The 19,379-nt window shown below is 68.3% G+C and carries 17 protein-coding genes and 2 tRNA genes; 6 read left to right on the forward strand and 13 right to left on the reverse strand.

Annotated features, from left to right (window positions below):
- Positions 1-15 precede the first annotated feature (15 nt).
- Positions 16-1,518, forward strand: coding sequence for a tripartite tricarboxylate transporter permease (locus AC3A6J_RS05195; RefSeq protein WP_487858846.1), 1,503 nt, complete (start codon positions 16-18; stop codon positions 1,516-1,518).
- On the opposite strand, the gene AC3A6J_RS05200 is transcribed toward AC3A6J_RS05195, so the two are convergent.
- Complete coding sequence (locus AC3A6J_RS05200) at positions 1,502-2,449, reverse strand: bifunctional helix-turn-helix transcriptional regulator/GNAT family N-acetyltransferase (protein ID WP_487858847.1); 948 nt, start codon at positions 2,447-2,449, stop codon at positions 1,502-1,504. The two genes, AC3A6J_RS05195 and AC3A6J_RS05200, sit on opposite strands and share 17 nt — an antisense overlap.
- Positions 2,450-2,619: 170 nt before the next feature.
- Between AC3A6J_RS05200 and AC3A6J_RS05205 the strand changes: the two genes are divergently transcribed.
- Positions 2,620-4,989, forward strand: a complete 2,370-nt coding sequence (locus AC3A6J_RS05205) for a YgiQ family radical SAM protein (RefSeq protein WP_487858848.1) — start codon at positions 2,620-2,622, stop codon at positions 4,987-4,989.
- A gap of 19 nt (positions 4,990-5,008) precedes the next feature.
- On the opposite strand, the gene AC3A6J_RS05210 is transcribed toward AC3A6J_RS05205, so the two are convergent.
- Complete coding sequence (locus tag AC3A6J_RS05210) at positions 5,009-5,650, reverse strand: DUF1294 domain-containing protein (RefSeq protein ID WP_487858849.1); 642 nt, start codon at positions 5,648-5,650, stop codon at positions 5,009-5,011.
- Positions 5,651-5,942: 292 nt separating this feature from the next.
- Here AC3A6J_RS05210 and AC3A6J_RS05215 point away from each other — a divergent pair, with 292 nt between their 5' ends.
- Both AC3A6J_RS05215 and AC3A6J_RS05220 read left to right on the forward strand, forming a co-directional pair.
- Complete coding sequence (locus tag AC3A6J_RS05215) at positions 5,943-6,863, forward strand: DMT family transporter (protein ID WP_487858850.1); 921 nt, start codon at positions 5,943-5,945, stop codon at positions 6,861-6,863.
- Positions 6,864-6,913: 50 nt separating this feature from the next.
- On the forward strand, positions 6,914-7,810 hold the full coding sequence (locus AC3A6J_RS05220; protein WP_487858851.1) for a hypothetical protein: 897 nt from the start codon (positions 6,914-6,916) through the stop codon (positions 7,808-7,810).
- Between the two features lies 1 nt (position 7,811).
- On the opposite strand, the gene AC3A6J_RS05225 is transcribed toward AC3A6J_RS05220, so the two are convergent.
- The 3 genes from AC3A6J_RS05225 to AC3A6J_RS05235 all read right to left on the reverse strand — a co-directional run bounded on the left by AC3A6J_RS05225 (position 7,812) and on the right by AC3A6J_RS05235 (position 11,038).
- Positions 7,812-8,705 carry a CoA transferase gene (locus AC3A6J_RS05225; protein ID WP_487858852.1) on the reverse strand — a complete coding sequence of 298 codons (894 nt, stop codon included), beginning with the start codon at positions 8,703-8,705 and terminating at the stop codon, positions 7,812-7,814.
- A 66-nt stretch (positions 8,706-8,771) separates the two neighbouring features.
- Positions 8,772-9,161 (reverse strand): DUF488 domain-containing protein, encoded by a 390-nt coding sequence (locus AC3A6J_RS05230; protein ID WP_487858853.1) that lies wholly within the window; start codon positions 9,159-9,161, stop codon positions 8,772-8,774.
- A gap of 26 nt (positions 9,162-9,187) precedes the next feature.
- Positions 9,188-11,038: a PhoX family protein gene (locus AC3A6J_RS05235; protein WP_487858854.1), complete on the reverse strand. Its 1,851-nt coding sequence runs from the start codon at positions 11,036-11,038 to the stop codon at positions 9,188-9,190.
- 93 nt (positions 11,039-11,131) lie between these two features.
- Between AC3A6J_RS05235 and AC3A6J_RS05240 the strand changes: the two genes are divergently transcribed.
- The gene (locus AC3A6J_RS05240; protein WP_487858855.1) at positions 11,132-11,962 is read left to right on the forward strand and encodes a crotonase/enoyl-CoA hydratase family protein; all 831 of its coding nucleotides are present in this window, start codon (positions 11,132-11,134) and stop codon (positions 11,960-11,962) included.
- 141 nt (positions 11,963-12,103) lie between these two features.
- Complete coding sequence (locus AC3A6J_RS05245) at positions 12,104-12,415, forward strand: hypothetical protein (RefSeq protein ID WP_487858856.1); 312 nt, start codon at positions 12,104-12,106, stop codon at positions 12,413-12,415.
- Positions 12,416-12,439: 24 nt separating this feature from the next.
- Here AC3A6J_RS05245 and AC3A6J_RS05250 read toward each other — a convergent pair whose 3' ends face one another.
- The 8 genes from AC3A6J_RS05250 to AC3A6J_RS05285 all read right to left on the reverse strand — a co-directional run bounded on the left by AC3A6J_RS05250 (position 12,440) and on the right by AC3A6J_RS05285 (position 19,287).
- Positions 12,440-13,585, reverse strand: a complete 1,146-nt coding sequence (locus tag AC3A6J_RS05250) for a DSD1 family PLP-dependent enzyme (RefSeq protein ID WP_487858857.1) — start codon at positions 13,583-13,585, stop codon at positions 12,440-12,442.
- 89 nt (positions 13,586-13,674) lie between these two features.
- Positions 13,675-13,989 (reverse strand): hypothetical protein, encoded by a 315-nt coding sequence (locus AC3A6J_RS05255; RefSeq protein ID WP_487858858.1) that lies wholly within the window; start codon positions 13,987-13,989, stop codon positions 13,675-13,677.
- A 65-nt stretch (positions 13,990-14,054) separates the two neighbouring features.
- Positions 14,055-15,116 (reverse strand): acyltransferase family protein, encoded by a 1,062-nt coding sequence (locus tag AC3A6J_RS05260; protein ID WP_487858859.1) that lies wholly within the window; start codon positions 15,114-15,116, stop codon positions 14,055-14,057.
- Positions 15,113-16,297, reverse strand: a complete 1,185-nt coding sequence (locus AC3A6J_RS05265; RefSeq protein WP_487858860.1) for a hypothetical protein — start codon at positions 16,295-16,297, stop codon at positions 15,113-15,115. The genes AC3A6J_RS05260 and AC3A6J_RS05265 overlap by 4 nt, the downstream gene beginning before the upstream one ends.
- 243 nt (positions 16,298-16,540) lie before the next feature.
- Positions 16,541-16,617, reverse strand: a tRNA-Arg gene (locus tag AC3A6J_RS05270).
- 45 nt (positions 16,618-16,662) lie between these two features.
- A tRNA-Pro gene (locus AC3A6J_RS05275) sits at positions 16,663-16,739 on the reverse strand.
- A gap of 34 nt (positions 16,740-16,773) precedes the next feature.
- Positions 16,774-17,481: a glutathione binding-like protein gene (locus tag AC3A6J_RS05280; RefSeq protein WP_487858861.1), complete on the reverse strand. Its 708-nt coding sequence runs from the start codon at positions 17,479-17,481 to the stop codon at positions 16,774-16,776.
- 108 nt (positions 17,482-17,589) lie between these two features.
- Entirely contained in the window at positions 17,590-19,287 is a 1,698-nt protein-coding gene (locus tag AC3A6J_RS05285) for an FAD-dependent oxidoreductase (RefSeq protein ID WP_487858862.1), read from the reverse strand.
- Between the last annotated feature and the right edge of the window lie 92 nt (positions 19,288-19,379).

The raw sequence follows: 19,379 nt of genomic DNA on the forward strand, positions 1-19,379 counted from the left end.
CCGAAAGCAACCTCCATGTCGGCAGCCCTCTTGCAGGCTTTCTCGATGGTGTTCGAGCCCTACACGCTCCTCGTGATGGTGCTGGCGGCGCTCTATGGCCTCTTCGTCGGCGCGGTGCCGGGACTGTCGGCCACCATGGCCGTCGCGCTGCTGGTGCCCGTGACCTTCTTCATGCAGCCGATCCCCGCGATCGCGGCCATGGTGACGGCCACCGCGATGGCGATCTTCTCGGGCGACATACCGGGCTGTCTGTTGCGCATTCCGGGCACGCCGGCTTCGGCGGCTTACACCGACGAGGCCTTCGCGATGACGCGCAAGGGCATGGCCGAGACCGCGCTCGGTGCGGGGCTGGTTTTTTCGGCCGTGGGCGGGCTCTTCGGCACCGTGGTGCTGATCGTCGCTGCACCGGCGCTCGCCGATTTCGCGCTCAACTTCAGTTCGTTCGAGTACTTCTGGCTCGTGCTGCTGGGCCTGACCTGCGCGGTGTTCATCACCTCCGACCGGCCGCTCAAGGGCATGGTCACGCTGCTGCTGGGCTTGCTCGTGGCCTGCGTGGGGCTCGGCAACCCCGCAGGCTTTCCGCGCTTCACCTTCGGCAATGCCGAGATGACCGGCGGTATCGGCATGATCCCGATGATGATCGGCATGTTCGCCGTGTCGGAAGTGATCCGCTTCGCTGTCGACACGCGGCCACCGGGCGAGATCATGGTCGACAAGGTGGGCCGCGTGCTCGCGGGCCAGTGGGCGCTCGCGAAGAAGTACCCGGTGCAGATCCTGCGCGGCAGCGTGCTCGGTACCGCGGTGGGTTCGCTGCCGGGCGCGGGGGCCGACATCGCGGCATGGATGTCGTACGCCACGAGCAAGAAGTTCTCGAAGGAACCCGAGAAGTTCGGCACCGGCCACGTCGAGGGCATCGTCGAATCGGGTGCGGCCAACAACAGCGCGCTCGCGGGCGCGTGGATCCCGGCGCTGGTGTTCGGCATCCCGGGCGACTCGATCACCGCCATCGTGATCGGCGTGCTCTACATGAAGAACCTCAACCCGGGACCGACGCTGTTCACGACCAATCCGCAGAACATCTACGCGGTGTTCCTGCTGTTCATCATCGCCAACCTCATCATGATTCCGCTCGGCGTTCTGTGCATCAAGGTGGCCAAGCGGATCCTGCGGGTGCCGCGCAACGTGCTGATGCCGCTGATCCTGCTTTTCTGCATCGTCGGCGCGTTCGCGATCAACAACTCGCTGTTCGACGTCGGCGTGATGCTGGTGGCGGGCATCGTGGCCTACTTGCTCGAGGAAAACGGCTTTCCCGTCGCGCCGGCGATCCTCGGCGTGGTGCTCGGCGGCATGCTCGAGGAGAACTTCATCACCTCGATGATCAAGTCCGACGGGCAGCTCGTCGGCTTCGTGTCGCGCCCGATCGCGGCCTCGCTGGCCGTCGTGGTGGTGCTGGTGTGGCTCGTGCCGGTGTCGAGGTTGCTGTGGCTGCGCAGGCGCCGCGCTACGACGACAGCCTGAGCGACCAGGTCTCGCCCACGAGCTGCTGCCCGAAGCCTTCGTAAGGCTCGGCCTTGTCGAGCTTGAAGCCGCGCTTGGCGTAGATTGCACGTGCGGCAGCTAGGCAGCTGTTGGTCCAGAGCACCATCCTGCGATAGCCCTTCGAACGAGCGAAGGCGATGCATTCGTCGGTCAGGCGCCCACCAAGCCCGAGGCCACGCGCCGACGGTGCCAGCAGCAGCAGGCGCAATTGCGCGGTGAGGGCCGACTTGCGCACCACGAACACCGCGCCCACGCGCTCGCCGTCGAGCTCGGCGATCCAGCATTTCTCCCCCTCGGGCTGGAACTTGCGCACGAACTGCGCCACGACCTCGGCGACCAGCGCCTCGAATGTGGTGTTCCAGCCGTACTCGCGCGCGTACAGCTCGCCGTGCTGCTGCACCACCCAGCCCATGTCGCCGGGCTGCGGATCGCGCAGCACGACGGTACGGGTGCGGACCGGCGCACTGTGGCCCGGATCGAGCAGGCGCTCGATGCGCACCATGGCCTCTACCACCTGCTGCCGTTCGGGCGGCGGCAGCGGCGCGAGCAGGGCGGCGGCCTCGTCGCGCGACTTCTGCTGCAGTGGCGCGAAGGCCGCATGGCCAGCCTCGGTGAGGCGCAGCACGCTCTGGCGCGCATCGCGCGCGTGGCGTTCGCGCACCAGCCAGCCCGATGCCTCGAAGCGGCGCAGGATGCGGCTCAGGTAGCCCGCGTCGAGGCGAAGGTCGCGCCCGATCTCGCTCGCCACGGGCGTCTCGCGGTGCGCGAGTTCGTAGAGCACGCGCACATCGGTCAGCGACATGTCGCTGCCAAGGTACGGATCGAGCACGCCGATGCGGCCCGTGTAGAAGCGGTTGAAGCGCCGGATCGCCTTGACGGCGGCGGGGTCGGGGGTGGACGCAGATGCCATCATGTTTGCCATTGTCATGTTCATATTTGACTTTGGCAATCGATTGAATGGCCTTGCTGACATTGCGCCAAGCGCGCGCAGCGCGACAGATGTGATGGAAAACCCTAAAATCACCGGTTGCCCATTGCGGCGCCGGCCGACCCGAGCCGCGCGCCGCCCACTTCCCCACGATGAACGCCCCCGTCGACGTCTCCTTTTTCGCGCGTGCCGCCAAGCCGCTGACCAGCTACCGAAAGTACTGGGCCGCGCGTTTCGGTACGGCCAAGTTCCTGCCGACCACGCGCAAGGAGATGGACGCGCTCGGCTGGGACAGCTGCGACATCATCGTGGTGACCGGCGACGCCTATGTCGACCATCCGAGCTTCGGCATGGCCGTGATCGGCCGCATGCTCGAGGCGCAGGGCTTCCGCGTAGGCATCATCGCGCAGCCCGACTGGCAGAGCGCCGAGCCGTTCAAGGCGCTCGGCAAGCCGAACCTGTTCTTCGGCGTGACCGCCGGCAACATGGATTCGATGATCAACCGCTACACGGCCGACCGGAAGATCCGCAGCGACGATGCCTACACGCCCGGCGACGTCGGCGGTGCCCGGCCCGACCGCGCGGCGATCGTGTATTCGCAGCGCTGCAAGGAAGCCTGGAACGACGTGCCGATCGTCCTGGGCGGCATCGAAGGCTCGCTGCGACGCATCGCCCACTACGACTACTGGTCGGACAAGGTGCGCCGCTCCATCGTCGTCGACGCCAAGTGCGACCTGCTGCTGTACGGCAACGCGGAGCGGGCCATCGTCGAGATCGCGCACCGCCTGGCCGCCAAGGAGCCGGTGCAACAGATCACCGACGTCCGCGGCACCGCCTATGTGCGGCGCGAGACACCCGAGGGATGGTTCGAGATCGACTCCACCAGCGTGGACGAACCCGGCCGCGTCGAGGCGCACGTCAACCCGTACCTGATGGTGTCGGAGCAGGCCAAGGCCAATGGCGCCACCTGCGCGAAGGAAGACGAGGCCGAGGCCGTGGCACGCGCGGCCGAGGCGGGCGCCGCCGTGGTCAACCCCGCGATCAAGCCGCTGACCTTCGTGCCGAACCCTGCCCTGGCGCAGCGCGCCAAGCTCAAGGTGCCGCCGCGCGACCGCAGCGTGATCCGCCTGCCGTCGTACGAGCAGGTGCGCGCCGACCCGGTGCTCTATGCCCACGCCAACCGCGTGCTGCACCTCGAGACCAACCCCGGCAATGCGCGCGCGCTGGTGCAGGCCCACGGCGAGGGCGCCACGGCGCGCGACGTGTGGATCAACCCGCCGCCGATCCCGCTCACCACGGCCGAGATGGACCACGTGTTCGACCTGCCGTACGCGCGCAGCCCGCATCCGCGCTATGCCGACGAGAACGGCAGCCACGACGGCGCGACCAAGATCCCCGCCTGGGAAATGATCCGCTTCAGCGTGAACATCATGCGCGGCTGCTTCGGCGGCTGCACCTTCTGCTCGATCACCGAGCACGAGGGCCGCATCATCCAGAGCCGCTCGGAAGACTCGATCATCAAGGAGGTCGAGGCCATCCGCGATTCGGTCAAGGGCTTCACCGGCACCATCTCCGACCTCGGCGGCCCGACGGCCAACATGTACCGCATCGGCTGCAAGTCGCCCGAGATCGAGTCGGCCTGCCGCAAGCCCAGCTGCGTGTACCCGGGCATCTGCCCGAACCTCAACACCAACCACGATCCGCTGATCAAGATCTACCGCCGTGCGCGTGCGCTCAAGGGCATCAAGAAGATCCTGATCGGCTCGGGCCTGCGCTACGACCTGGCCGTGCAGTCGCCCGAGTACGTGAAGGAACTGGTGCAGCACCACGTCGGCGGCTACCTGAAGATCGCGCCCGAGCACACCGAGCAGGGCCCGCTCACCAAGATGATGAAGCCGGGCATCGGCAGCTACGACAAGTTCAAGCAGATGTTCGAGAAGTACTCGGCCGAGGCGGGCAAGAAGCAGTACCTCATTCCGTACTTCATTGCTGCGCACCCGGGCACGAGCGACGAGGACATGATGAACCTCGCGATCTGGCTCAAGAAGAACGGGTTTCGCGCCGACCAGGTGCAGACCTTCTACCCGAGCCCGATGGCCACGGCCACGACGATGTACCACACCAACAAGAACCCGCTGCGCAAGGTCACGCGCGTGAGCGAGACGGTGGACATCGTGCGCGGCGACAAGCGGCGCCGCCTGCACAAGGCCTTCCTGCGCTACCACGATGCCAACAACTGGCCGCTGCTGCGCGAGGCGCTCAAGTCCATGGGCCGCGCTGACCTGATCGGCAACGGCAAGCATCACCTCATTCCGACCTGGCAGCCGCTGACTGACGGTGGCTACACGAGCGCGCGGCGCAAGAACTCGACCGCCGTGCCCACCGGCAAGGCCGCGCCGGTGAAGCTGCCGATGGCGAAGCCATCGAAGGGCCGCATGCTGACGCAGCACACCGGCCTGCCGCCGCGCGATACCGGCAGTGGCGGCAAGCCGGTCAACAAGCCCTCACGCAAGGTGCGTTGATGCGTTGGAGAAGGCGCGGTCAGCCGAAGGCCGCGTGCTTCGACAGCCAGAACACCCATGCCCCCAGCGCCGCGCCATGCAGCGCGACCGTGGCGTAGAACCGCCACAGGAAACTCGCCTTGCTCGACTTGTGCCGCAGCAGCCGCTGTGCGCACCACGCGCCCGGCCAGCCGCCTGCGAATGCGAGCAGGTGCAGCGTGCTTTCCTGCGTGCGCCAGCGCCCGGCCCGCGCCGCGCTCTTGTCGAGGGCGTAGGCCACGAAGGTGAGCACGCTCAGCCCTGCAACGACTGCCAGCGCGAGCAGCGGCAGGCGACCGAGCCACACGGCGGCGCCCAGCGCAGCGGCATAGATCACGATCAGCCACGCGCCCCACGGCGTGCCCGCCGCACTGCGACTCGAGGGACGGCGCGGCTGTGCGCGTGACGCTGCACGAGGCACTCCACTCGCCGAGGCCTCAGCAGCCTCCACGGCCACTGCCCGCGGCCCCTTGCCACCGACATGAATTTCCTCGAATCGCACCGCCATGCCGACCTGCGGCTTTAGCTGGCGATCGAGAAAGTCGCGCAGGTGCACGAACACATCGGCCGACACCTCCGGGCTGCGGATGAAACCGAAGCCGCGTTCGGCCTCCCAGCGAACGAGACGACCTTGGCGCTTCATGAAATCCGGAGAAAGAGGGCTGGGCACATGCCGGCGCATTCTCTCTTGTGGGCCCGCGGTCGCGCTCCTATCATCGGCCGCTCATGAATCTGCATCACTCTCCCCCTCCGTCGACCCGCTGCTGACGTTCGCGCGCGCCTCGCGCCGCGCCCGTCAGACCCGCAAGTGGTCGCTGCCGTCCGCCTTCTTCCGCTGATCGAAGAACGCCGGGCGGTGGCCGGATGGTCATGCCCGCTCCCGGCACTGCGTCGACACGACGCCGCGGCGGCGGGCCCCACGGAGAGTTTCATCAATGAGTGCAAGAACAACGGTCGTCCTGGCCTGGGGCGGCGTGCTGCTGGCCGGCGTGCTCTGGGGCGGCGGCGCGCTGGTGGCGCAATTCCTGATCGATGGCGGCATCGCACCGCAGAGCCTGTCGCTCGCGCGCTTTGCGCTCGGCCTGCCGCTGCTCTGGTGCCTGCACTGGCACATGCATCGCGCGGAGGCAGCAACGCCCACCTGGCGCAGCATGGCGCCGCGCGAGCGGTGGCAGGTGGCCGGCACCGGCGCTGCGATGGCCCTGAACGTGAGCTGCTGGTTCGCCGGCATCGCACACCTGGGCGCGGCGCTTCCCACGGTGATTTCGATCTGCTGCGCGCCCGTGATCGTGGCGCTGGTATCGGTGCTGCGCGGCCATGAGCGCTTCGGTATGCGCCTCGCCTCGGGATTGCTGCTGGCAATCGGCGGGGTGGCGCTGCTCGTGGCGCCGGCGGCGGGGTGGCAGCGCGATGGCCTGCCGGCGGACTATTCGGCAGGCCTCGCATGGTCATTCGGCTCGGCCTTCTGCTACGCGGCGGTGGTGCTCGGCAATGCGCGCATGCCGCAACGCCTCGGGGCGGTCACCGCGTCGGCCTGGGGAATGAGCGTGGCCGCGCTCTGCATGCTGGCGATCGCGTGGCCGGCGGGCATCACCTGGCCGGCGGGCGCGGCGCAGTGGCTCGGCGTGGGCTACACGGGCGTGGTCACCACGTCGGTCGCCTACCTGGCGTTCGCATGGGGTGCACGGCGGCTGCCGCCCACGTCCGCGGTGGTGGGCACGCTGGTCGAGCCGCTCGTGGCCGCGCTGCTGGCCGGGCTGCTCCTTGCGCAGCCGATGGCGCCGCGGCAATGGCTGGGGGCGGCGGTGCTTGCGCTGGCCATGTTGTTGCTCGCATGGCCGCGACGCACGGGATGAACGGCCCAGGTTGAACGGACGAGGCGCCGCGCGCTGTATGGTGTCGCCCCATGAGCACATCGTTGACGTGGCGGGCTTCAGGATGGCACCGGCTTGCGGGCGTCGTCCTGTTCGGCCTGGCGCTCGGCGCGGCCCCGGGTGCGGGCGCCGCATCTCCGGAGGATTTGCGTGCGGCCTACCAGCGCATGGGCGCCAGCCTCGCGCACAGCGGCCTGGGCCGGCCGATCCAGCTCGACTCGACGGAAACGCCGAACGGATTGCAGGGCGACATCTACGCAGTGCTGGCGCATCCGTTGCCCACGATCGCGGCGGCGCTCCAATCGCCCTCGGACTGGTGCGAACTGCTGACGCTGCACGTCAACAACCGCCGCTGCCGCACGAGCAGTGGTGAAGGGCGAGAAAAGCTGACCCTCGACGTCGTGCGGCGCTACGACAAGCCGGTCGAGCAGGCATTCCAGCTGCCGTTCACCTATCGCCTCGCCGAAGCCACGCCGGGGCACCTGTCGGTCGAGATGTCCGCGGCCGAGGGCCCGCTGGGGACGAGCAACTACCGGGTCACGCTCGAGGCGATCGCCATCGACGCACAGCGCAGCTTCCTGCATTTCAGCTACAGCTACGACCAGAACATGATGGTGCGCCTGGCGACCCAGGCCTATCTGTCGACCTTTGGGCGCAACAAGGTGGGCTTCACGGTGGTGGGTACGGGCGCCGACGGTCAGCCCGAGTACATCCGGGGTCCGCGTGGGCTCGTGGAGCGCAATGCGATGCGCTACTTCCTTGCGCTCGATGCGCATGTGTCGGTTCCGCCGGGTGGGGAGCCGCTTGCGCGGGAGCGCCACTGGTTCGTCGCCTCCCAGCGCTACCCGCGGCAACTGCGCGAGATCGATCTCGACACCTACCTCGCGCTCAAGCGCGAAGACCGGCAGCGCGAGCGCGCGGGCCGCTGAGCTAATCGACCAGCGTGAGCAGCGGCACGTCGCGCTCGCGCGCCATCGCGTCGAGTTCGGCGCGCGTGCGCGTGCAAACCCAGGCCGCGATGGCTTTGTGCGTCGCGGGCGCCGACATGTCGTGCGAAGACGGCGCGCCGGCCACCTCGCAGAGGCGGGCCGCGAAGTGCGGCTCGAGCGCGGCAATGGCCACGCGGCCGTCGGCGCACGGGTACACGCGGTAGCCCGCGTGCGCGCCGCCCACCGCGCCGTCGGGCCGGGTCAGGCCCCAGGTGCGCGGCAGCGCAAGCCAGTCGGCCGAGGCATTCAGCGCCACTTCGAGGTACAGACCGCCCGCGCCCGGTGACGAGCGCGCATGCAGCGTGGCCTGCAGCACGGCCTCGCTCGCGAGCAGCGCACCGCCCATGTCGGCGTAGAGCGTGGGCGGCAGCTCGGTGCCGGTGACGAGGCCGCTTTCGGCGAGGTAGGTCAGGTCGTGTCCCGGCTCCTCGGCGCGCGCGCCGGGCGCTCCGATGATCGCCACCTGCGACAGCGACGGATGGCGTTGCTGCAGCGAGGCCCGGTCGAGCTTGAGCTTGCCGAGCGCCGAGGGGCGAAACGAGGTGAGCAGCACGTCGGTCTGCGCGAGCGCAGCATGCAGGCGCTCCTGGCCCGCCTCGGACTTGAGGTCGGCCACCTCGACGGAAACGCCTTCGTGCAGCGCCGCATAGGCCGTCTTGTTGTAGAGCGCCATCGGGTCACCGGCCGGCGGCTCGAGCTTGGTGCAGGTGGCGCCCATGTTCCGGCAGCGCAGCAGCGCAGCGGGGCCGGGCAGATTGAGCGCGAGGCTCAGCACGCGCACGCCCGCGAGCGGCTGGAAGGTGGTGGAAGAAGAAATCGGGGTGGCGGCTGGCATGGCGTATGGAGCCCGTGACGGGCGTTGTCTCCGTGGCCTATTCTGGCCCATGCCGCCGGCCATGCGTCAGTCTGCGATGTCGGCGCCCCGGTCGGCCAGCAGGCCGCGCAACAGCGAACGGTGGCAACGCGACGCGTTCTCGCAGTAGCAGCTCACCGAGAACGCCGTGGTGTGCGACAGCGCCGCGAGGAGGTCGAGGCTGCGGCTCGCGTCGGCTTCGGCCATCTCGGCCTTGTACTCGCGCGTGAAGGCGTTCCATTGCGTTGCGGTCTCCGCCTGCTGGCCGAGCTTCATGGTCTCGGCGGACGGCGCGAGGTTGGGGTACCAGACGTCGTACCAGTCCTGCGATGCGAACGCGGCCTTGGGCACGCCGCGCGGTGGGCGCCGGACGGTACCGATGCGAAGGCCTTCGCCGTCGGCGCGCGGCGTGCCGAGGCGGACGATGCGGATGCTCATGCGGGGTCTCCTTTTCGAGTGTGGCTTCAAGTGCCGACAATGCCGCCGTCGCGCCGGCGGATAGCGAGCGTGGCCGAGCGCGGGCGCGCGCTGCCGGGCGTGGTGCCGTCGGGCCAGGCACTGTTCGGCATGGCGCTGCCGTCCTCGCGCGCTTCGCCGGGATGCTGGATGTTGACGAACAGGGTGCGCCGATCGGGCGTTACCACGCAGCCCGTGACCTCTGCGCCGTTCGGTGCGGTGAGAAAGCGCTTGATCCGTCCGCTCGCGGGGTCGGCGCAGAGCATCTGGTTGTTGCCGAACGCGGCATACGGCGGCTTGCCCACCATTTGCCCGCCCATGTCGGTCTGGATCCAGAGCAGCCCGCCGCTGTCGAAGTGCAGGCCGTCGGGGTTGCCGAAGAGATCGGCGTCGGCTGTGGGATAGCGCGCGCCGCTGCCGGCCTGGGCCGGGTCTCCGGCCAGCGCGAAATGTTCCCAGGCAAAGGCTTCGCTGCCGGCGTCGGCGCCATCTTCGCGCCATCGCAGGATGCCGCCGAAAAGGTTGCCCGCGCGCGGGTTGGCGGCGTCCGTCGCGGGCTGCCCCGGTGCGCCGCGATGGCTGTTGTGGGTCAGGGTGACGTACACCTCGCCGGTTTGCGGATGCACGGCAATCCACTCGGGGCGGTCCATCGGCGTGGCGCCCACGGCATCGGCGGCGAGTCGGGCATGGACCAGCACCTGCGCCTGGTCGGCAAAGCCGCGGGCCGCATCGAGGCCGTTGCGGCCGTGCACGAGTTCGATCCACTGGCCGCGGCCGTCGGCATCGAAGCGGGCCACGTACAGCGTGCCCTCGTCGAGCAGGCGGCTGTTGACGGCGGCTGCGCCGCTGCCGGCGACCTGCATCCTGGCGTGGCTGACGAACTTGTAGATGTATTCGAAGCGCGCGTCGTCGGCCATGTAGACCACTGCGCGGCCGTCCGCTGCGAGCGTGCAGGTGGCGCTTTCCTGGCGCTTGCGCCCCAGCGCCGTGCGCTTGACGGGCGTGGACGACGCATCGAACGGATCGATCTCCACCACCCAGCCGAAGCGGTGCGGCTCGTTCGGATGCTGGCTCAAGTCGAAGCGCTCGTCGAAGCGCCAGTATTCCACCCACTGTGCGCCAGGCACGGTGCCGTAGCGCCGCTGTGCGGTGGTGACGGCTTTCGCGGCGTCTTTCGGTCCGCCAAAATAGCCGTGGAAGTTTTCCTCGCAGCTCAGGTAGGTGCCCCAGGGTGTGGCGCCCATGGCGCAGTTGGCAAAGGTGCCGAGCACCCGTTTGCCTGCAGGATCGGCCGCGGTGCGCATCAGCGCCGACCCGGCCGCCGGACCGGCGATGCGCATCGGCGTGTTGCCGTGAATGCGCCGCGCGAAAGGCGAGGGCCGCACCTGGCGCCAGCCGCTGCGCGTGCGTTCGATCTCGATGACCGAGACGCCCATGGCGTGCAGCGATTTGCGCACCTTCTCGGCGGTCCATGCCGCGTTGCCGTCGGCATGGAGCAGCCGCTCGTCGGTGTACTCGTGGTTCATCACGAGCAGTGCACGGTCCGGTGCTGCGAGCGGAAAGAAGTGCATGCCGTCGTGGTGCATGCCGGCCTGCAGCGCTTGTTCGGCCGCGCTGTTGCTGCCGTCGGGCGCGAACACGGGCATCGGCCGGCCCGCCACGCCGGTGGGGTCGCCCCACGCACAGAGCAACTGCCATTCGTACTCGTGCGGCAGCACCACGGCGTCACGCAGCGACGCGGGCACCGCGGTGAAGCCGAGCACCGCGGGGTCGGCCGCCCCATGCGCGCGGCCCGATTGGAACAGTGCCACCACGGCGGCGGCACCCGATTGCAGAAAGATCCGGCGGTCGAGAGGCATGGGGGAAGGGTTGTTGGGTCGGCGACAGGCGCCATCATCGCCGAGCGGCAAGCCGGGGCGATACTGGCCCCCAACCCGAAGGAGACCCCGCGCATGACCGACCGAATCGAATGGACCCGCCATCCCGATGGCGTGGTGGAACTGCAGCTCGCCCGCCCCGAGAAGATGAACGCGCTCGATCCCGCGATGTTCGATGCATTGATCTCGGCCGGTGAAGCGCTGCGCGGCGACCGGGCGGTGCGCGCGGTGGTGATCTCGGGCCAGGGCAAGGCTTTCTGCGCCGGGCTGGACATGGCCTCGTTCGAGCGCATGGGGGAGGGCGCGGCCAGCGCCGTGCTGGGCGAAGCCGCTGGCGGCACCGACCTGATGACGCGTACCCACGGCATCTCGAACGCGGCCCAGCATGTGGCGATGGTCTGGCGCGAGGTGCCGGTGCCGGTGATCGCCGCCGTGCACGGGGTGGCTTTCGGCGGCGGCCTTCAGGTGGCGCTGGGCGCCGACATCCGCGTCGTCGCGCCCGAGGCGAAGCTGTCGGTGATGGAAATCAAGTGGGGCCTGGTGCCCGACATGGGGGGCATGGTGCTGATGCGCGGCCTCGCGCGCAGCGACGTGGTGCGCGAGCTCACCTTCACGGGGCGCATCTTCTCGGGCGAAGAGGCGCTGCAGCTCGGCTTTGCCACGCGGGTGGCCGCGGACCCGCTGGCGCAGGCGCGCGAGATGGCGCGGGAGATCGCCGCCAGGAGCCCCGATGCGATCCGGGCCGGCAAGCGCCTGCTCAATGCCTCGCTGTCGCTCGGCCCGGCCGAGCTGCTGCTGGCCGAATCACTCGAGCAGAAGCAGCTGATTGCCAGCCCGAACCAGGTCGAGGCGGTTCGGGCCAATGTGGCGCGGCGTCCGCCCCGGTTTGGCGCGCCAAGCGCCTAAGGTTCATGCCGTATCGGCACGAAAAGTGTGCCAATGTGTGAGTTAGGTCACGCTGCGGTGCAGCAACACCGCTAAAAAAGAATGGCAGTCGCGGTCACATTAATTAACAATTAATCCTTTTGACTACGGCGGCGGTCCTGCATGTCGACCACGTTCTTTTGCAATCTCACTGTCCCCATCCTGGTGGGCGAGGACCGCTACAAATATATCCCCTTCGTTGCGGTGTTCCGCAGCCTTGCCCACGAGCAGGTCGACGAGTGGGTGATGCATCCAGACGGAAGGCCGCGCAGCGACCGCGAACTCGCGGCCGAAGCGGTGGTGGAGCTGCGCCCGTCGCCGCAGACGAGCGACGCCGATCCGCCGCAGCCTTTTGATGTGGCCGACATCCTCCAGCTCGACCGCGCGGCCGCGATCATCGTGGCAACCTACCTCGCGGCGCTGCCGCGGCTCTGAAGAAGAGGCCCGCCGAGCGCGGCGTCAATGCCGCCCGCGCGCGTCCACGGGCCAGATGGCCACCAGCGTGTCGCCATCGAACACATGGTAGGCGTCGTGCAGGTTGACCGTGGGATCACAGTGCGGCGTGACGAACTCCACCCGGGCGCCAAGCGCGGGCCGCTCGCCGGCGAACAGCAGCTTGCCGTGCTCGTCGCCGAAGAAGGCATAGCGGCTGGCCGGGTCGGCGCCGCGCGCCACCAGGGGAACGCCGCTGTCGGTGGCAAAGCACTTGGTGCCGCCGTCCACCGTGACCCAGTCGGCCGCATGCGTGCTGACCACCGCCGTCTGCACGAACAGCGACACCTCGAATGGAGCGGGCTGCCCGGCACCGCCGAGCACCTGTGCGTACTCGGCGTCCATGAACACATAGGAGCCCGCCTGCAGTTCCGTGAACGCGTCGCGCCCGGCGTCGAGGTCGTGCGTGCCGGTGCCGGCGCCGGTCACGATCTCGAAATGGATGCCGATGCGCCGCGCCTCCGCCACGATGTGCGCGATGTCCTCGCGCAGCCCGGCGGCTGCGGCACTGCGCTGCTCGCGTGCGACGATGTGCTGCAGGTTGCCGGCATAGGCCTGCAGTCCGCGCAGCTTGAGCCGCGGCTCCGCCATGACGTGGCGCGCGAGTTCGAGCACCTGCGCTTCGTCGGCGGCACCGGTGCGGTTGTAGCCGGCGCCGTAGTCGACCAGCACTTCGAGCGGATGCGGCAGGCCCAGCGTGGCCGCCGCGAGGTCGGCGGCGTTTCGCGGGTCATCGACCACGACCATCATGCCGCCGGGGCCCGCGAGCCTGGCGAGCCGGACCAGGCGCGCGATCTTGCTGGGCGTGACGGCCGGCGAGGTGATCAGGACGTCGGGGATGCCCGCCCTGACCATGACCTCCGCCTCGCCGAGCGTGACGCAGCTCACGCCGACCGCGCCCGCTGCCACCTGGCGGCGCGCGATCTCCACCGACTTGTGCGTCTTGACATGCGGACGCAGCGCGACGCCACGTGCCTTCGCGAATGCGGCCATGCGCTCGATGTTGCGCGACAGGGCGCCCAGGTCGACCAGCAGAGCCGGCGTGTCGAGCGACAGGCGGCCGCCGGCCAGGCCGATCAGGGGCGTGTTGACTTGCTGCGTCTCAGGGGGCATGGCGCACCTCGTTGGTGAAATCGGGAGTGCCGGCGCAATGTTGTCGCGGCGCGGCCGGCGAAATGATCGCACTGAAAGCGTGGCGTGTTTCAGCTTTCGCGCGCCGAAGTGTGCCGGCGGCCGCGGCGCAGCGCGAGCCACCACAGCAGCGCCGCATTGATGCCCCAGCTGCCCGCCAGCAGCAGCAGCGCGGCCTGTGCCACGCCCGGCGCAAGGTCGAGCGTCAGCAGGCCGAGCGACCAGGGCAGGCCGCCCGCGATGGTGGCGAGCATGGCGATTTCGCTCTCGGGAAACATCGCGCACGCCACGATGCCGGCCACGCCCGCGGCCGTGTAGGTGAGCGCGGCCATGCGCCAGCAGGAAGGGAGGGGCGATCGCGCGTCGGGGGCGTCGGCGGTGTGCATGGCGCGACCTTGGCAGGGCGCGATCCCGCCGTGCGACAGCCGCCTGCGCGAGGCGCTGTAAGCCTTCAGGCGGGCAGGCGCGAAGAACGGCCGACACGCCCGACCCAGCGCCTGAGCCAGTTCGTCATCGGCAGTTCCACCAGCTTGTAGAGCAGGAACGAGAACGCGACGGCGGCCACGCACCCCGCCAGGGCGATCAGCAGCACCGCGACGGCCGAATGCTGCAGCCCCGTGAGGCGCACGGCGATCGGAATCAGCACCAAGACGAACGGATGGAACAGGTACAGCGAATACGAGCTGTCGCCGATCCGCAGCATCCAGGGAGCGCCGCGCCAGAGCGGTCCGGCCAGCACGATGCCCAGGAATATCATCGCCACCGGCACCAGCAGCACGAAGCCGCGCAACGGCGAGTTCGACATCCCGCCCTCGACGGCCGCGAAAGCCAGCACCGTGCCGACCAGCAGGAGCAGGGCGGACAGGCCCCGCTTCGGCCGCAGCCATCGCTTGTGGAAGGCGACGCCGGTCAGCACGCCGGCCGCGAACTCCACGAACAGCGAGAGGTTGAGCACCTTCGGATCGATCGCCATCACCGGCCCCGCGATGGCGATCGCCAGCAGCAGCGCGCAGGCGACCACCGCGCGTCGATCGGTCGCCATCGGCAGCGCGACCAGGCCCCACAGGATGTAGAACAGCACCTCGTAGGTGAGGGTCCAGCCGTTGTTGACGAGGTACGGCGCCACCGTGGGCCACAGCAGGAAGGACGCGGCCACGTCGGTCGGCACGCTCGCGTTGCTGTTGATGAGCCCCGGCTTCACCAGGAAGATGGCCAGCGCCATCAGCGTGAGCCCCCAGTACAGCGGGAAGATCCGCACCAGCCGCTTCTCGAAGAACTCGGCATGCGTCGCCGGCTTGTGTGCCGTGACGAAGTAGATGATGAAGCCGCTGATCATGAAGAACAGATCGACACCGACGATGCCGAAGTCGAAGGACGGGATCGCCCCGTTCGACAGCGCGGCGGCCTTCTGCGCGGCATGGTGCACCACCACGAGCAGCGCGGCGATGCCCCGTCCGGCCTGGATCGACTCGAGGTAGCGAGAGGGGTCTTCGACGATGGCTTGGGATTTCACCGGAGCTGGGCCCCTTGCGGGACCGGGGTTGTTGTGGTTGTTGCTGCCGCTGCGGCGGCGGTGGCCAGGGCTTGCTGGATGCGCGCGCGGCGCAGCCGGCGGTTCTGCACCCGCTCGGCCTGCTGCACCAGAGCCATGGCCGAGAAGATCAGCGGGCTGACCATCGCGAAATGGCGTGCGAAGGAACCGAAATCGGGCTCGAAGATGCCTTCGACGATCAGGAAGGACAGCGGTGCGAGCGCGACCTTGCCGGCCTGGATCATCCGCGGGTCGGTCGATTTCACGCCCTTGACGATTGTCCGGATCATCCAGATGTAGGTGAAAGGCATGATCGCGATGAATGCCAATTGCCCCACCGAGCCAAATCGCAGCAGTTCCAGCGGAAATGCCAGGCGGAAATAGGTGATCAGCGCATTGAGGGCTTGCGCAATCGGGTTTTCGGAGGCGATCACGGCCTGGATGATCGTGCGGGACCCCTCGGCGCCTATTTCGCGGTTTTCGTTCACCTGCGAGCGCGCGAAATCAAGGGAAACGCCGAGCGCAAACTGAAAGATCAGCGCCATGGCGATATAGACCAAAAGAATCAATAAGACCAGGCGAAATACGGTGAGTCGGCTGCGCAGCAGCCAGAGCCCGACCCACACGGCGCTCACGAGCAGCCAGTATTTGCGCACCATCCAGCCGTAGAGCGTTGCGGTGGCGAGCCAGACCCAGCCGAAGCTCGAACTTCGCGCCGCGAGCACGCAAATCAGCACCACGGTCGCCGACAGCATGTCCTTCGAGAGCACCGATAGAAAAATGGCCCGGATGAAGCCCCAGCCGAGTGAAACCAGGAACACCCCGAGCGTGACGCGCCGGAACTGCAGCAGCGGGATGATCGTGAGCGCCACGCTCAGGATCGCGCCCGCAAGCGGTGCGGTGGCGGCGCTGAGGCCGGCCGATTCGAGCAGAAAAGCGCTGCACGCGTATGAATTGCGTTCCTCCACCGTGGTGGAAGTCAACTGGCAGGCGTCCTCCCCGAAAAAGCTCAGCAGCGTTTCTTCGTCGGGGAAAGTCGCGGCCGCCGTGTCATGGTAGGCAAAAGGTATGACGCCGACGACGATGGAGAAGAAAATGAAAATAAGCGCCGATATGCCGGGGTTCACCGGCTTTCCGCGGACGGTCAGGATCGCTAATTTCATTGGTTCGGGAAGGACGGCGCGCACCTGATTGGCGGCCAGAAAGGATACACGGGCTTTGCAACATGCATGCCGCGTTGCACACGTTTACACCGAGGCCAATTCGCCACACTCGATGTGACCGCATGCAATAGCTGCACGCGTTTGCGTCGTTGCAATTGGAATTGAACACGCGCGCGGACGCGCGAGCAGCTTGCCGAATTGAGGAATCCGTGCCGATGAACGAAAGAGGGAGGGGGGGAGAGGTGGCCTGCCCGGAGGGGATCGAACCCCCGACAACCTGCTTAGAAGGCAGGTGCTCTATCCAACTGAGCTACGGGCAGATTCCGGGCCGGACAGAAGCGAAAACGAGATACGAGAAGAAAACTTGGTCGGGGCGAAAGGATTCGAACCTTCGACCCTCTGGTCCCAAACCAGATGCGCTACCAGGCTGCGCTACACCCCGACAAGCCTTCCATTCTAGCCCGGATATATAGCGATCAGCGACGCTCGTACTGCGTCTTGCCAAAAAGAATTTCGCGTTCCTTGTCACCGGTGATCGGCTGGCGCAGGTCGGCCAGCACCTTCACGCCACGCTGCACGGCGGGGCGGGCCTCGATCCCGTCGAACCAGGCCTTCAGATGCGGATAGTCGGTGAGCGTGATGCCCTGCTTCTCCCAGCTGCGCAGCCACGGGAAGATCGCGATGTCGGCGATCGAGTAGCTCTGGCCCGCGATGAAGCGGTTCTTCGACAGCTGCCGCTCGATCACGCTGTAGAGGCGCTTGGCCTCGTTGCTGTAGCGCTCGATGGCGTAGGGGATCTTGTCGGGCGCATACATGCGGAAATGGTGCGCCTGCCCGAGCATGGGGCCGACGCCGCCCATCTGGAACATGAGCCACTGCAGCACGTCGTAGCGTTCGCGGTCGCCCGTGGGCAGGAACTTGCCGGTCTTGCCCGCCAGGTAGACCAGGATGGCGCCCGATTCGAAGAGCGAGATCGGCTGGCCGTCCGGACCTTCGGGATCGGTGATCGCCGGGATCTTGTTGTTGGGACTGATCGCGAGGAAGTCGGGCGCGAACTGGTCGCCCTTGCCGATGTTGATCGGGTGGGCGCGGTAGGGCAGGCCGCACTCCTCCAGCATGATGTGAACCTTGTGGCCGTTGGGCGTGGGCCAGGAATAGACGTCGATGGTGGGCGAAGCGGACATGTCGCGGCTCTCCGTTATGCGGGTTGTGATTCGGAAAAGGCAGCATAGCCGCGCCGGACAGTTCGATGTCGCAGAGGGGCTTGCCCGCCGGCCGGCGCAGCGCCGTCGTCAGGCCACGGCGGAGGCGGACGAGAGGTGCTGGTGGATCAGCGCCACCACGGCCGCACCTTCGCCGATCGCGCCGCCCACGCGCTTGACCGAGCCCGAGCGCGCATCGCCGACCGCGAAGACGCCCTGGACGCTCGATTCGAGCGCCGCGGCCGGCCGTGCCGGAAAGCCGCCGCTCGCCGCATCGCCGGTCCGCACGAAGCCGTGCTTGTCGACCGAAACGCCGCAGCCTTCGAGCCAGCCGGTCTCGGGCTCGGCGCCGACGAACAGGAAGATGTTGCGCGCGTCGCAGTCGTGCTCCTGGCCGGTGGCCCGGCAGCGCCAGGTCGCGCCGGTGAGGCCTTCGTCCGGTCCGCCGTTGAGCTTTACGAGTTCGGTGTGTGGATGCAGCTCGATGTTCGGCGTGGCCTCGATCCGGTCGATCAGGTAGCGCGACATGCTCGCGGCCAGCGAGGGGCCGCGCACCAGCACGTTGACCTTGGCCGCATGGCGCGACAGGAACACCGCGGCCTGGCCGGCGGAATTGCCGCCACCGACGAGCGCGACCTCCTGCTGCGCGCAGAGCTTGGCTTCGATGGCCGAGGCCCAGTACCAGATGCCGCGCCCTTCGAATTCGGCGAGCCGGGGTACTTCGGGCCGCCGGTAGCGTGCGCCGCTCGCGATGACGACCGTGCGGGCCTCGATGGCGCGGCCGTCGGTGAGCGCGATGCGCAGGCTGCCGTTCGCGTTGTCGCGCGTGCAGTCGAGCGACACGGCCTTGGCCGGAATCAGCATGTCGACGCCGAACTTCTGCGCCTGCACGTAGGCGCGGCCCGCGAGCGCCTGGCCCGAAATGCCGGTGGGAAAGCCGAGGTAGTTCTCGATGCGCGCACTGGCGCCGGCCTGTCCGCCGAACGCGCGGCAGTCGAGCACGATCACGCGCAGCCCTTCCGACGCCGCATACACCGCGGTGGCCAGCCCGGCTGGACCTGCGCCGACCACGGCCACGTCGAACACCTCGTCGCGCGGCGCGGTGTCGAGCATGCCGAGGCAGCGGGCGAGCTCGTCCTCGGAAGGATTCACCAGCACCGAGCCGTCGGGGCACACGGCGAGCAGCTTGCAGGCGCCGTACTGTTCGAGCAGCGCCGCGGCGTCGGGGTCGTCGGCCGCATCCACCAGGTGGTAGGGGTGCCCGTTGCGGCGCAGGAAGTTCTCGAGCCGTGCCATGTCGGGCGAGGCCGGCTGGCCGATCAGCACCGGCCCGCTCGCGCCCGATTCGATGAGGGCGACGCGCCGCAGGATCAGCGCGCGCGTGATGCGCTCGCCCAGGTCGGCTTCGGCCACCAGGAGCGCGCGCAATTGCGCGGGCGGCACGAGCAGCGCCTCCACGTCCTCGTCGGCATGGCCGTCGACGAGCGCGGGCTGGCCGCTCAGCTGGCCCACTTCGGCGAGGAACTCGCCCGGTCCCTGGCGCACGATCGGCACCACGTGGCCCAGGCCGTCGCGTTGCGTGACAGCGACCACGCCGCGCAACAGCACGAACATGCCGGGGCTGGTTTCGCCGGCGGTGAAGAGACGCTCGCCGCGCGCGAAGCGCTGCACCGTGCCGAAGCGCGCCACGCGCGCGACTTCGGCGTCGCTGAGCACCGGAAAGGCCTGGTGAAGGCGGTTGTCGAAACTGCTGCTGCTTGTGTTGTTGCTGGTTGCGGCTGTCGCCATGTCGGACGCTCCATGTCGGGGAACCCGCATTAAACCTTCAAGCAAGGCCATTCATGCGCTGTAACACGGTCATGCAAATGCCATGCCGTTGA

The sequence above is a fragment of the Variovorax sp. Soil_C_39 genome, assembly GCF_057656815.1.